The organism is Peribacillus sp. CSMR9 (assembly GCF_033141925.1).
GTDB lineage: Bacteria > Bacillota > Bacilli > Bacillales > DSM-1321 > Peribacillus > Peribacillus simplex_A.
Map to the genome: position 1 here is coordinate 41,270 of NZ_JAOPHO010000008.1, position 13,625 is coordinate 54,894.

Below are 13,625 nucleotides of genomic sequence, written 5' to 3' on the forward strand. Positions count from 1 at the left end.
TTTTCTTTTAGGGTGTTTATTATGTACGTTCTTTTCAGCACCATTACATGTACTTCTCCCCATCATTTAGCCTAACTCCCTGCATCAATTGACTTGGTTCGGTGCTTTGGGCACCACTATGTCTTCAGTTAAATTCAGCTGGCCTACCTCTTCAATAGGGGCATTTTCGAATTTCACTTTTTCAAAACCAAAATCCTTAGCAATGAAGAGAATGGCTTCTAAAGCTTGAAGGGATTCCTTGCTATTTTCAATAGCAGCTTGATCTGATAGATTAATGATCACAAGATCTCCTTTTGAACGTATACTTTCCCAATTCAGGTCATCCGGGATTGCAGGTGATATTCCCTCAATGTCCTGCTTCCCTTTTCCAGCTTGAAGCGCCTCTTCGAAGTCCTGATAATCCAGATTGCTTGGAACAAGAAACCTTGGAGAGGATTCATCTCTTTGGTAAAGAAGGTATGTGCGTTTTTTTTGATGAGGAATATCCGCCTCCTTTAAAAATCCTGCATGTGCAAACATTGCACCTTGTTTACCACCTGTAGAAAAAGTCATCTTCTCTATATTATTATAGGAAAGCGTTTCTTCCATCGAGTGGAGAAAAAGTGTATCATCATCCAATAGCCGGCTGTTTTTTCGAAAGTCAATATTAGCAGTGTTCATATCTTTTCCTTGGCTAATCTTTATATCAAGCGGAAAATAGTCAAATAGCCCATATTGCTCTTCATCGATATCGGACATTTGGTTAACTAACCGATTCAGTGTATTCGATTCGTCATTATGTTTGAGTTTTATTGAGATGGGAACGATGAAATTCATTTGATCATCCGGTATACCCATGGTAATGAACGAAGCATTTTTCAGGTCGTCTTGATAAATCGCATGTACAAAAGTTTTTTCCTTTTCACCTTTTAATGGTTCTATTTCTGAAACCTCGTCGTTAGATTCAATTTCCACTCGCTTACCCAAAAACTCTTGATTATCCTGTTTATCTTCTGATGTATCTTTTTTGATACCCTGCCGTTCATGTTCTGTCATTTCCTTATTTTCAGAAATGGAAAATTTCCCATTACTGCCGGTCTCCTCTTGACTTGTAGTTCCTTTTTTCCCAATAATTAATGATGACGCAAAAGCAACCAATAAGAATAAGGAGGTAACACCCGCAATTAGAGGCATCCAGTGTTTCTTTCTCTTTTTATCATGTATTCCCGCAAACACCTCTGCCTTTGTTCGGTCATCTTTTAATTTTGGAAGTTCGCGCAGCATGTCTTCAATTTCGCTTTCTTTCCAACGGGATTTTCTCAATGCGGTGGCCCTCCTTCCCTGATGAATCTTCCATCAATTTTTTGATTGCCTTTAAAGCACGGTGCTGGGTCGTCTTTACCTTACTTTCACTCCAATTTAATACTTCAGCAGTTTCCGTAATGGACATGCTCTGAATATATCGTAAAATGATGACGGATCTTTGATTCGTGGTACACCGGTTTAAGCATTGATAAATATCTTGGATATCATCGTTCATGATAGCCACTTCTTCCGGAATGGGCTGTGTATCTTTAATCAATTGCCTATCCCAATCAAAGTTAGGGAAGATTTTGTCTTTCCACCCTTTTTGTTTCCGAAAAAAATCAATTGTCACATTTCTTGCAATCGAATAAATCCACGTTTTTTCACTGCTTTTTCCTTCGAAGCGTTCATAGGCCTTCAATACCCGGATATAGACCTCCTGAACAAGGTCCTCAGCCGTTTCACGATTTTTAGTCATATAATAAATGAATTGATAAATTTCCTGATGATATTTTTCATAAAGATCGTGGAAAACGGAATCCTTCATTTCCCCACATCCGTTCATAAATATAGTCGTCATTCCTAAATAAAAGTTACATACCTCGGCTTTAATCTTATTATAAAATTCCGTAAATTGCCACATATCCGAGGCTTCTCATCTTTCTCCTAAAAAAAAACAAAGACAAGTTGGAAATGAATCCAATTGCCTTTGTCTTCACAGTTTTGTATGAAACAAGATTTTTTGGCAAGCTACCCGTCATTCATTCAGCATTTTCCATAATTCGAGGCAGGATAAAACTGAACGTTGTCCCTTTATTAGGTAAACTGTTTACCGAAATGTAGCCGTCATGGGCATTGATTATATTTTTTACGATTGCCAAACCCAATCCGGTACCTGATCTGCCGCGGGTCCTTGCTTTATCCGCTTTATAAAACCTCTCGAATACAAAAGGTAAATCCTCTTCGGGAATACCTGATCCAGAGTCCCTCACATCAATGATCAGACCCCTTCGATCACTAGTCCTCTGGATGACATCAATGTTACCGCCTGAAGGAGTATGACGAATCGCATTATCAATTAAATTAGTCAAAACCTGTTCAATCCGGTCAGGGTCAAATTGCCATTCGATTTCATTGTCTTGAAGACTAGCTGATATTGTGATCCCCTTTTCTTTGGCAAGTCCGGAAAACTTACTTGTTATCCGCTTTAAATAAGGAGATATAGGCACACATTCAAAGCTAAGGTTCATTTTTCCCGATTCCAATTTAGCCAGATCAAGCAGGTCATTGACTAAACGTCCCATTCTCAAAGATTCATCATAGATGATTCGGGCCATTTCCACCTTTTCCTCTTCACTGCTCGCAATGTCATCTACGATCGCTTCACTATATCCTTGCAACATAGAAATTGGCGTTCTTAACTCATGGGAGACATTCGCTATGAAATCCGTCCTAAGTTTGTCCATACGTCTTTCATCACTCATATCCCGTATGATGGCCACCGCTCCCCGGATATTGTCGGCATTTGTATATAGCGGGCTGACAATCAAACCCCAATCACGGCCTTGCAAGGTAATTTCACCGACTCGCTCCTTATCGAAGGACTCTGATTCATCAAAAAGATTCATCAAAACCAAGGGGACATTCACGTTATCCTCCCGGTTATAGCCTTTCTCAAAGTACCAGGATTGCAGAAACCTTTCCGCTGGCGGATTCGTTTCAAGGATTGTGCCATCTTTATTGAAGGTAATGACCCCATCAGCCATACTGCTAAGAATGCTTGAGAGATGTTCTTTTTCCTGACTAAGTGCATTCATATTGAATTTCAGTTGCTTTCTCATCTGATTAAACGCTATGGCCAACTCACCAATCTCATCTTGAGTCAAGATAGGAACCTTTGTATCAAATTTTCCCCGGGCAATCGCTAGCGCGGCTTCCCTCATCTTCACCAATGGGGCATTGATTCTTGTAGATAAAAAGAAAGCAAAAATCGTTGTCAATATGATGGCGATACCCGCTGCCAATAAAATGAACTGTGTAGTGGACTTTGTGGTTTCTTCCATGGATTCCAACGATTGAAATAAGAAAACTTCATCCTGTTCCCCATTCAATTCAAGTGGAATCCCTACAACAATTGCGGATAATTCCTCTTTACCCGCATCATCGGATAACGCGATTTCCTTTTTGACTGTCTTTCTATCCGTAAAAACCTTGAGCAATTCGGGATCATTCTTAATGAATTCCGCCGTGATTTCAAACTCCTTTTCTCCTCCGATGGATGAGAATACCATTTTTTCATCGTTAAGAATAATCATTTTCGTTTCGTTGCCTATTAATTCCGAAGCTATTTGTAAAACCTCATTGTTAGATCCTTGATGGTCATTGGTTACCTTAATGATTTGTTCAGCCGTTTTGGTTAAATTATTTTCAATATTTTCAATTTGGAAGTTCTGAAAGAATTCGACCAGCAGAACGGTTAAAACGATTAATACAAACGACACGAGCAATAGGATCGTTGCCCATAGCTTCCCAACAACACTGCCCCATAGCATCAGTCATTAATGACTTCGAACTTGTAACCTACACCCCAAACAGTGACAATCATCTTGGCTGCGTTTTCGGATATGCGGTTTAATTTTTCACGTAAGCGTTTAACATGCGTGTCTACAGTTCGAAGATCTCCAAAGAATTCATAGTGCCACACTTCTTTTAACAATTGCTCTCTATCGAAAACTTTATCGGGGGATTTCGCTAAGAAATATAATAATTCATATTCTTTTGGTGTTAAAGAAACCTCTTTGCTATCAGCAAGTACACGGTGGGCATCATTATCGATCGTTAGATGTGAGAAGACGATCACATCTTTTGCCGTTGTTTCCGTCTGCATGTAACTCGTGCTTGAAGAGCGACGTAATAAAGCTTTTACCCTTAACACGACTTCACGAGGACTGAACGGCTTTACGATATAATCATCGGTTCCCACTTCGAACCCTTGAACGCGGTTCACTTCTTCCCCTTTAGCAGTCAGCATGATAATCGGTGTCGTTTTCTTTTCCCTTAATTCACGGCAAACTTCGATTCCATCTTTACCAGGCATCATAATATCCAATAAAATTAAATCATAATCATTTTCAAGGGCTTTTGTTAAAGCCATATCTCCATTTTCCGCTTCATCGATCATGTATTCTTCCCTTTCCAAATACATCTTCAGCAGCCGGCGGATTCTTTCCTCATCATCCACCACGAGAATTTTTATAGCATTATACATTATGTAATCAGCCTCCTATCATATATTCTACAAAATGAAAACTTCCATGACTAATACTTTTTCCTTACAAAGTACGATAAAGAGCCGATTTTGCATGGCTTCCATGAACCTTTCACCATTTTGTCACAAAAAAAGACTTCGACCGCTCACTAAAAGTTCATAAATGCTTTCACCGAAATATCCTTATTAATGGTTATGACTGAAAAAGGGATCATTCTCTAGAAAAATCGATAAGCCAACTCCTCGACGTTTCTATCAAAAGACCCCCTTCATCTAAATATTACAATACAGAATCAAGCATATGAATGCAAACCAGCAATAACAAGATTGACGAATATCAAGTTAAACATTATGATGGCAAAACCGATGACGGCAAGCCAAGCTGATTTTTCCCCTTGCCATCCCTTTGACATGCGCAGATGCAAGAAAGCTGCATAAAACAACCAAGTAACAAGTGCCCAGACCTCTTTCGGATCCCAGCCCCAGAATCGTGTCCAGGCCACTTGAGCCCAGATCATTGCAAAAATGAGGGCACCGAGTGTAAAAATCGGAAAACCGATAAGGACCGAACGATAACTAATCTCGTCCAATAAATTTAAATTCACATTTTTAACGATCGGTTTAATCAATGCTGCCACTCTTTTGCGAGCAATCAACCTTATTAAACCATACAAGACAAGCCCCATACCGAATGACCAAAGTACAGTATTCAGTTTCTTGGCATTGATCAGTGGAGGCATGTCCATAAGTGGTTCAAATCGATCCGTCTCGATTAGTTTCCCTTCATTGGGACCAACCAATGCCGGTAGGTTGAATTCCTGTTTGACCTCGGCTCCGTGTTTATCGACCCAATCAAAATTCGCCTTATAATCCATCGCAGCAAAAGAAGAAGTGATGATGACGAATCCGATGGTGCAGACTAATGTGAACATGATGCCTTCAAGCCAGAACGTTCTTTTGCTTGATTGTGTCTGATCGACGAATTTGATTAAATAAATGATGGCAGTAACGAAACTTATGGCAAGGATCGACTGTCCTGCCGCTGCAGTCGTTACATGAATATGAAGCCAATCGCTCTGCAAAGCAGGAATGAGTGGCGAAATTTCTGTAGGGAACATACTTGCATATGCGATTATCAATAACGCAATCGGTAAAGCGAATAGCCCAAGGGCAGGTGTTTTATAAAGGTAATATATTAATATGAAAGCACCGACCAGCATCATTCCGAAAAAGGTCGTAAATTCAAACAGGTTACTTACCGGGGCATGGCCGGCAGCAATCCATCTAGTGATGAAATACCCAATTTGCGCCGTGAAACCGAGAATGGTGATGAAAATGCCCAGTTTAGCCCATTTGTTTTGTTTCTTTTCTTCGGCTCCGCGTTTATCCTTGATCGATCCCCCAAATAAAAAGGTAGCGACAAGATATAATAAGAAAGCTGCATATAAAAAGTTACTGCTTAATTCAGCCATTTAAAACTTCCCCCTTACTAGAAGATTTCTCATCTTCAAGTTGATCAATCGGTTCGGAAAGTGATGTTGATTCTATCGCTTGTTTTATATCTCTTTTAATACCGTGCCAGTTTTTGTTTGTATGGCCGGCCATTAATATCTCATCATCTTTCCTCTTAATCCAAATTCTCCGGTGATTCCAATAAGAGCCTTGGACAACGCCTATCATGAAAATGATTCCACCTGTGAATAGGATCCAAAGCGTTAAATCCTTCCTTACGGTCAAAGCCGTGACATCTTGGGTTTCCACACCATTAAAAGCCATTTTATAAGTGTTTTCCCCTAAAGGCTCCACAGTCTCTTTAATCGCAACGAAACTGACTTCACCCTCTGGCTTATCCGGAGTATGCATTTTAAAGATAAATGCTGGATTATTCGGAATCTTCGATATCGTTCTAGGTACACCTTTATCATCGAATTCGAAATCAGGGAAGTAACTGATCAAATCAACAGAATATCCTTCCTTCAACTCGTATTTCTTTTGAGGATTATTCAAATCAACCTTTAAGCTGCCATATTTCTCCTCGGTTTTTTTATTTATTAAATTAAAAGCCATCGTACTGAGCTCATTAAGTTTATAATCTACTTGGTAAAGGGCATAATGATCATATTTCAGAGGTTCATTGACTTTGATTTTATAATCTTTTACCTTATCAAGATCCACCTTTTCCCCTGGTATTGATTCTCCCTTGCGCTCATAGAGCGTAACATCAGATTGATAGGTTTTGGCTATCGTACCGGTTTTATCTATTGCAGCACTGTATTGTTCATCTTCTTCATTTCCTTTGTCATACACCTCTAAGGTGAATTCATTATTCTGAAGATAGTATTCACCATTTGTACCCGGGATTTCTTTTCTCTCACCTTCCCGTAGCCAAAGTACTTTGTCGATATACATCCCGGGGACAGAACGCAATAATGCTCCAATTAAGAAAATGATAAGTCCAATATGATTTACATAGGGTCCCCAACGTGAAAAACGCCCCTTTTCGGCAAGTATATGACCGTTTTCCTCGCGAATATGATAACGCTGCCTTTTTAATCTATTCTTTACTTCTTCAAGGTTTATATCTTGGTCTTCATGCTTTGTCACTCCATAAAGCCTCTGACGCTTCATGAAACCGTCATGACGTGTGACCCCTTGTTTTTTTAACGATCGATATAATGGAAAAAAACGATCGATACTGGCAATCAGGAGTGATGTGCCCAGCATGCCTATGATAATCAAATACCACCATGAACTATATAAATTATGGAACCCGAGTTCATAATACACCTTCCCGAACCAGCCGTATTCCAGTTCATAATGTTCTGCAGGCGTCGCGGTTGAAGGTATATACATTTCCTGGGGTAAGATCGTCCCGATAGCTGAAGCGACCAAGGCAATGACAATGAGCGTCACCCCTACCTTAACGGAAGAAAAGAAGTTCCATATTTTATCGATGATCGTTTTTTTATATGTTTGTGAACGCCTGGCAGTTCCTTCATATCGCATATCAATAAGCTTGTTTTCTTTTTCGTTACCAAGGACCATCCCGCATTTCCCACAAATCTTTGTGCCAAACGGATTTACATGACCGCAATCGCATTTTACTTCTTTCATGTCAAAAACTCCCCAATATTATGGTTTAATTCTCTCCATATGCTTTTGGATGCTCTCTTCTGTCAAAGCTCCGGTGATGATATCTACCACTTTCCCCTCTTTATCGACCAAAAAGGTAACTGGCAAAATATCCACGCGATAGGCATTTTCCACTTCCCTGCCTTTATCGATCATAACTGGAAAGGTAAGATTATGCTTTGTAATAAAATTATTGACAGCATAGTCAGATTCCCCGACATTGACCGCTAATATCTCAACGCCCTGGTCCTTAAAGTTTTTATATTGATTTTCCATATAAGGCATTTCATATTCACACGGCTTACAATATGTACCCCAAAAGTTCAGGAAGACGCCTTTTCCTTTGTATTCAGAAAGTTTATGCTCTTTGCCTTCCATATCAGTCAAAACGAAATTGGGTGCATCTGATCCTTTTCTCAGACTTTCATTCTTATCTTTAGTGAAGTTCGTATAAAGGGCAAACACTAAAGCTGCACCTAAAAGCAGAAGAATGATGGTCCTGCTTATTAGGCGTCGCTTCTTCTTATCCATAGAGATCCTCCTAATGCCACACTAAATTTAACCATACCATTATACCATTCAACACCATGCCCATTTTATTTACATTTCTGAAGGTTTTGTGACATTCATTCCCGATTCATGAAAGAAAAGGTATTTACAGGTTGTTTTCCACCACCCATTCTTCCCGAGGAAGAATGGGGTAGTGGTTTCAACCTATTAATAAAGGAAATATTTTTTTTTACATTCTCCGCTGTTTAGGTTCGGTCGATGCTAAAGTCCTCATTAATTTAACTTCATGTGGAGTCAGCTCCCTGGAATCTCCTGCTGTTAAACCGTCCAAAGTCAAGAAACCATATTGTTCCCTCTTCAATTTTATGACGGGATGGCCGATTGCTTCAAACATCCTGCGGACTTGCCTGTTCCTGCCTTCATGTATTGTGATTTCTACAATGGCCGTTTCCTTTTTTTTGTCGGTAGACAATACCCTAGTCTTGGCTGGAGCAGTCTTGCCATCCTCCAATTTGATACCTTTATCCAACTTTTTCAAGCTTTCACGCAAAGGCATCCCTTTTACTTTTGCAACATACACTTTATCCACTTCATGCTTCGGATGCATTAACGTGTTTGCAAATTCTCCGTCATTGGTTAAAATCAACAAACCTGAAGTATCGTAATCCAAGCGGCCAACTGGATAAATCCGCTCATTGATGTAAGGGAAATAGTCCGTTACGACTTTTCTATTCTTATCATCCGAAACTGCCGAAATGACACCGCGCGGTTTATAGAATAGGAAATAAACAGGAGCTTCTTTTTCAAGCGGGACTTCATTAACCTGAACCTTATCATTAGGACCCACCTTCACGCCTAATTCCTTCACTACTTTGCCGTTCACTTTTACCTTGCCTTCTAAAATCAACTCTTCTGCTTTACGGCGGGAAGCCAGTCCAGCATGTGCTATCACCTTTTGTAATCGTTCCATCTATCTTCACCCCATAGTATAATCATTCGTTTGTTATTGTCTATACATACACAATCATACAATTATTACATATGGAGAGGCAAAAACAAAAGGTTTTTCGCGATTAAGAGCTTTTCTTTTATCAATACACTAATAATGAGACTGTTAAATGGTCTGGTTTCCATAATGAGTGTAACATAGCTTATTTTTCCATACAAAAAAATGTTTCTTTTAGATGAAAGTTTGAACCCCATTTAAAATCGATAGCCCATCATAGCCGTTAGTTTAAGAAAAAGACAAAAAAAAGAAATGGGATGCCCATTTCCTTCCTTTTACTTCATTCCGAAAACTAGTGTGACAACGATAACAGCAGCTATGATTCCGATCAGGTCCGCCAAAAGACCGACCTTAAGGGCATCACCCATTTTTTTGATCCCGACCGCTCCAAAATAAACGGTCAATACGTAGAATGTGGTGTCTGTACTTCCCTGAATCGTGGCAGCCAAGCGTCCAACGAATGAATCCGGTCCATAAACCGATATAAGGTCGCTGGTCATGCCTAAAGCGGCTGTTCCGGATATTGGTCTAATAATCGCAAGGGGTAAAACCTCAGACGGAAAATGAAGAAAGGAAAGCAATGGGTTTAATAATTGTACAATGAAGTCCAATGCCCCTGATGCCCTAAATACCGAAATCGCCACAAGCATGCCTACCAGGAAAGGGATGAGGGAAAAGGACATGTTGATCCCTTCTTTCCCACCCTCGACGAAGTTCTCATAGGTGGGAATCCTTTTCAATGTACCGTACAGTAATATACAGAGGATCAAAATCGGTATCATCCAAATTGATATGGTGGTCATCCAGTGTAACATCCTATTCCCTCCCGCTTCTCTTTCTCCTGTAATAAAAATATCGGTCTATCGCGATTCCTCCAACGGCAGAAATGGCTGTTGCTATTATGGTCGGGAAAACGATGTCCGTCGGGGAGTGGGCATCGTAATTCATGCGGATTGCAATAACAGTCGTCGGAATCAACGTTACACTTGAGGTATTGATCGCTAAAAAAGTGACCATCGAGCGGCTTACCGTTGCTTTTCCTCCATTTAGTTTCTTTAGCTGCTCCATGGCTTTAATACCAAGAGGTGTAGCGGCATTCCCCAAACCGAATGTGTTTGCCATCATGTTCGAAAGGATATATCCCATAGCCGGATGATTAGGCGGCACTTCAGGGAACAGCCATCTCATGAATGGCTTGAACAAATTGGATAGTTTATCAAGCAGTCCCGATTCTTCCGCTATCTTCATCAAACCCAGCCAAAAGACAAGAATGCTCATCAGTCCCAGACAAAGGGTGACCGCTTCCTTTGCACTGACAAAAAGAGCTTTATTCACCTGATCCATGGTCCCATTAATCATGCCAAATACAATACCGATCACAAACATCCCAACCCAAATGTAATTAACCATTTCGTTCGATTCCCAATACTGCTTCAAATACCTCGGCCCATGATGATTGGAACGATTGTTGCTTGAAGCTTTCTTTTGATTCCCCATAAAAAATTGAACGCGTACCTATTTTCTTTCCATCGAGATAGATGGATGCCCTGCCGACCACTTCCGGGATTTCCCTTTTATCTTTCCAATCCTTCTGAGGCTTCAACAATTTCATTTTCACATTGACCAACTTTGTCTCTTCTTTTGTTAGTGGGTACGAAAAATCCTTTTTAATGTAGACATGCCCTTTATATATTTTATTTTCCAAGTTCTTTACCATGCCTTCAGGTAAAATTTCTGTTGGCTTATAATCCTTAAAGGCGGATTCGTACATTTGAATATGATCATTCCAATCATCCGGACCATTCAATGTCACTGCAATCAGGTCATGCCCGTTTTTTGTTGCCGTCGTGACCAAGGTACGTTTTGCTAGTTTGGTATACCCCGTTTTCCCCCCTGTGCAATACTCATATAATTGTGTAAGTAGGCGATTTTTGTTTTTCCATACATAATCCCATTGTTCTGTGGAATTAGGTGCCCTATGTTCCTTTGTGCCGGCAATCTTGGCATACGTTTCATTTTGCATGGCATAACGAGTGAGTATGGCCATATCATATGCGGTTGAATAATGATTTTTCGTATTATCCAAACCATGTGGATTTGAAAAATGAGTATTTTTCATCCCGATTTCTTCCGCCTTTTGATTCATCATCCAGACGAATCCATCCAGGCTTCCGCCAACCTTTTCACTGATTGCGACTGCTGCATCATTGCCTGAACGAAGCATCAAGCCATAAACCAAATCTTCGAGCTTAATTCTTTCACCTTCTTTTAAATAAAGGGATGATCCCTCCGTCCCGAAGGCAGTACTGCTCACCTTCACTTTTTCATCCATTAGTCCCGATTCAATAGCCAAGATAGCCGTCATTATTTTCGTAATGCTTGCTATACGATTCTTTTCATGGGCATTCACTTCATAAATGACCCTTCCGCTATCCTCATCCATTAAAATCGCACTATGGGCACTTACGGAAACCTTTGCTTTGGCGCTTTGTAAGGGTGCCATAAAAGACAACAGGAGAATGACGATACACAAACTTGATAACCCTTTATATGAAAAACGCATAAGTGCCCCCTCGTCTCTTTACTTGTTTTTGTACAAGTTTATGCAAATGGACAAGGGTTATGAATAAAAAGAATGTAAACCTTCATGATATCTCCATATTTTCAAAGATCATTTCCAATAAATAAAAAAATCGATAGGAGGACAGTCCCCTATCGATTTAGTGTTCTATCATACTAATAATGCAGCGATTTCATCTATTTTCTTAGCGCCGAATACCACTTCTTCATCATTGATGATCATAGCCGGCACGCTCATGACTTTATATTTCTTCTTAATTTCCTGGAAATTGCTTATATCGACCATTTCAGCTTCAACGTTAGGGTTTTCAATCGCTATGCGCTGTGCACCCACTACAACGTCTGGACAGTAGTGACATGCCAATGAAACCATAACCTTAATGTTCGCTTTTTTACTGATTCCCTTAATTGAATTCAATACGGCTGAATCCAATGCCTGACCTGGTCCGGCCAGATTATAGATAGCCAAGATGAAGGAATTCAGCTCATGGCCGCCTGGTACACCGTGGTATTTGACGCCGCTGTATTCACCATTTGAATTTAAGAGGGAAACGACTGGGAACTTATCTGCATTGATTTTTGCTTCAATTTCCGTATTTTCCCCCTTGTTGTATAACTCAAGATGAAGATTATCGCCTAATTCCGCAACATCCAACAAGAAGTCTCGCAATTCGACTGATTTTGGCAAACTTTCATCGACGATGGACACCAATGTAACGTCGCTCTCCATCTTGCCGAAGATTCCCTTCAGTTGGCCACGTAACGCATCACTTAATAAAGCGCTCTTTCCTGCTGGGACAGCGGCCTGTTCTTTTTTCGCCGGTTTTTCAACTTCAGGTTCATCTTTAATGCCTAAACGATCTTTTTCTTCAGCAATATATTTGCCGGCATCCGTTGCTGCAATCGCTCCGTCAGATACAGCGGTGATAATCTGGCGCAAAGATTTTGGCCTTAGGTCGCCCGCCGCATATACACCCTTCACATTAGTATTCATATCATCATCCGTGAGAATGTAACCAGCATGGTCCATTTCGATATGGCCAGTGAAAATCTCTGTTTTCGGCTCGTAACCAATGAAAACAAATACTCCAAACGTACTGTCTTCTTCCTTCGCCTTATATTCAAATTCTTCTTTAGTCTCGTTATTGATGAAACGGGCACTTTGAATCATCCCGTCCCCATATACCCCAAGGATCTCCGTATTGAATTTCACTTCAATCTTATCATTTGCCATCACTTTATCAACGATGGACGGGGCACACGAGAAGCTTGATTCCCGGGCGATGATTGTAACTTTTGTAGCAAAGCGTGTCAGGAATATAGCTTCTTCAGCGGCTGCATACCCTGCCCCGATAACGAAAACTTCCAACCCTTCAAAGAATTCGCCATCACAAGTTGAACAATAAGCTACACCGCGTCCAGTGAATTCCTCTTCACCCGGAAAGCCCAATGTTCTTGGAGTAGCACCCGTTGCAATGATGACGGCGCGGGCCTGGTAGTCCCCACCAAGGGTTTTAACGACTTTTATCTCACCGGAGAAATCCACGCCCGTTACATCGGCTTTGGCGAATTCCACGCCAAAATCTTCATTTTGAAGCTTCATTTCTTCAACTAACCTTGGGCCCGAAATATGGCGGATACCAGGATAATTGGCTATTTCCGATGTAGTTGCAGCTTGTCCGCCGCCAGTTCCTTTTTCAAGAATTATTGTCTTTAGTTTAGCTCTTCCTGCATAAACGCCCGCTGAGAGGCCTGCAGGACCGCCGCCAATAATTAATAAATCATATATTTTTTTCATATTTGTTCTCCTTGCTGAAAGAAAATGCGTGCTAAACTGATTATTTT

At 40.5% G+C, this 13,625-nt stretch carries 12 protein-coding genes; all 12 read right to left on the reverse strand.

What is annotated here, in order from left to right:
- Nucleotides 1–84 precede the first annotated feature (84 nt).
- The 12 genes from N9I19_RS06995 to N9I19_RS07050 all read right to left on the reverse strand — a co-directional run bounded on the left by N9I19_RS06995 (nucleotide 85) and on the right by N9I19_RS07050 (nucleotide 13,578).
- Nucleotides 85–1,302 carry a hypothetical protein gene (locus tag N9I19_RS06995; protein ID WP_317777341.1) on the reverse strand — a complete coding sequence of 406 codons (1,218 nt, stop codon included), beginning with the start codon at nucleotides 1,300–1,302 and terminating at the stop codon, nucleotides 85–87.
- Nucleotides 1,268–1,849 (reverse strand): RNA polymerase sigma factor SigX, encoded by a 582-nt coding sequence (gene sigX / locus N9I19_RS07000; protein WP_081109019.1) that lies wholly within the window; start codon nucleotides 1,847–1,849, stop codon nucleotides 1,268–1,270. Before sigX ends, N9I19_RS06995 begins: the two co-directional genes overlap by 35 nt.
- Nucleotides 1,850–2,045: 196 nt before the next feature.
- Nucleotides 2,046–3,839, reverse strand: a complete 1,794-nt coding sequence (locus tag N9I19_RS07005; protein ID WP_061463913.1) for an ATP-binding protein — start codon at nucleotides 3,837–3,839, stop codon at nucleotides 2,046–2,048.
- On the reverse strand, nucleotides 3,836–4,552 hold the full coding sequence (locus tag N9I19_RS07010) for a response regulator (protein WP_061463914.1): 717 nt from the start codon (nucleotides 4,550–4,552) through the stop codon (nucleotides 3,836–3,838). The genes N9I19_RS07005 and N9I19_RS07010 overlap by 4 nt, the downstream gene beginning before the upstream one ends.
- A 293-nt stretch (nucleotides 4,553–4,845) precedes the next feature.
- The gene (ccsB, locus tag N9I19_RS07015) at nucleotides 4,846–6,024 is read right to left on the reverse strand and encodes a c-type cytochrome biogenesis protein CcsB (protein WP_317777342.1); all 1,179 of its coding nucleotides are present in this window, start codon (nucleotides 6,022–6,024) and stop codon (nucleotides 4,846–4,848) included.
- Nucleotides 6,017–7,666: a cytochrome c biogenesis protein ResB gene (resB, locus tag N9I19_RS07020; RefSeq protein WP_317777343.1), complete on the reverse strand. Its 1,650-nt coding sequence runs from the start codon at nucleotides 7,664–7,666 to the stop codon at nucleotides 6,017–6,019. Before resB ends, ccsB begins: the two co-directional genes overlap by 8 nt.
- Nucleotides 7,667–7,684: 18 nt before the next feature.
- The gene (resA, locus tag N9I19_RS07025; protein ID WP_061463917.1) at nucleotides 7,685–8,215 is read right to left on the reverse strand and encodes a thiol-disulfide oxidoreductase ResA; all 531 of its coding nucleotides are present in this window, start codon (nucleotides 8,213–8,215) and stop codon (nucleotides 7,685–7,687) included.
- Between the two features lie 208 nt (nucleotides 8,216–8,423).
- Entirely contained in the window at nucleotides 8,424–9,164 is a 741-nt protein-coding gene (gene rluB / locus N9I19_RS07030; protein WP_061463918.1) for a 23S rRNA pseudouridine(2605) synthase RluB, read from the reverse strand.
- 311 nt (nucleotides 9,165–9,475) lie between these two features.
- A complete protein-coding gene (locus N9I19_RS07035; RefSeq protein ID WP_411730414.1) occupies nucleotides 9,476–10,003 on the reverse strand; it encodes a spore maturation protein in 528 nt (175 codons plus the stop codon).
- A 13-nt stretch (nucleotides 10,004–10,016) separates the two neighbouring features.
- Nucleotides 10,017–10,610, reverse strand: coding sequence for a nucleoside recognition domain-containing protein (locus N9I19_RS07040; protein ID WP_061463920.1), 594 nt, complete (start codon nucleotides 10,608–10,610; stop codon nucleotides 10,017–10,019).
- Nucleotides 10,603–11,763: a D-alanyl-D-alanine carboxypeptidase family protein gene (locus tag N9I19_RS07045; RefSeq protein ID WP_317777345.1), complete on the reverse strand. Its 1,161-nt coding sequence runs from the start codon at nucleotides 11,761–11,763 to the stop codon at nucleotides 10,603–10,605. The genes N9I19_RS07040 and N9I19_RS07045 overlap by 8 nt, the downstream gene beginning before the upstream one ends.
- A gap of 168 nt (nucleotides 11,764–11,931) precedes the next feature.
- Entirely contained in the window at nucleotides 11,932–13,578 is a 1,647-nt protein-coding gene (locus tag N9I19_RS07050) for an FAD-dependent oxidoreductase (RefSeq protein ID WP_125160586.1), read from the reverse strand.
- Between the last annotated feature and the right edge of the window lie 47 nt (nucleotides 13,579–13,625).

What these genes read in the sequence shown, in the direction of transcription:
- N9I19_RS07040 (WP_061463920.1), bottom strand. Translation starts at nt 10,610, where the DNA reads ATGGTTAATTACATTTGGGTTGGGATGTTTGTGATCGGTATTGTATTT.
- sigX (WP_081109019.1), bottom strand. Translation starts at nt 1,849, where the DNA reads ATGAACGGATGTGGGGAAATGAAGGATTCCGTTTTCCACGATCTTTAT.
- N9I19_RS07045 (WP_317777345.1), bottom strand. Translation starts at nt 11,763, where the DNA reads ATGCGTTTTTCATATAAAGGGTTATCAAGTTTGTGTATCGTCATTCTC.
- resB (WP_317777343.1), bottom strand. Translation starts at nt 7,666, where the DNA reads ATGAAAGAAGTAAAATGCGATTGCGGTCATGTAAATCCGTTTGGCACA.
- resA (WP_061463917.1), bottom strand. Translation starts at nt 8,215, where the DNA reads ATGGATAAGAAGAAGCGACGCCTAATAAGCAGGACCATCATTCTTCTG.
- rluB (WP_061463918.1), bottom strand. Translation starts at nt 9,164, where the DNA reads ATGGAACGATTACAAAAGGTGATAGCACATGCTGGACTGGCTTCCCGC.
- N9I19_RS07035 (WP_411730414.1), bottom strand. Translation starts at nt 10,003, where the DNA reads ATGACCACCATATCAATTTGGATGATACCGATTTTGATCCTCTGTATA.
- N9I19_RS07050 (WP_125160586.1), bottom strand. Translation starts at nt 13,578, where the DNA reads ATGAAAAAAATATATGATTTATTAATTATTGGCGGCGGTCCTGCAGGC.
- N9I19_RS07010 (WP_061463914.1), bottom strand. Translation starts at nt 4,552, where the DNA reads ATGTATAATGCTATAAAAATTCTCGTGGTGGATGATGAGGAAAGAATC.
- ccsB (WP_317777342.1), bottom strand. Translation starts at nt 6,024, where the DNA reads ATGGCTGAATTAAGCAGTAACTTTTTATATGCAGCTTTCTTATTATAT.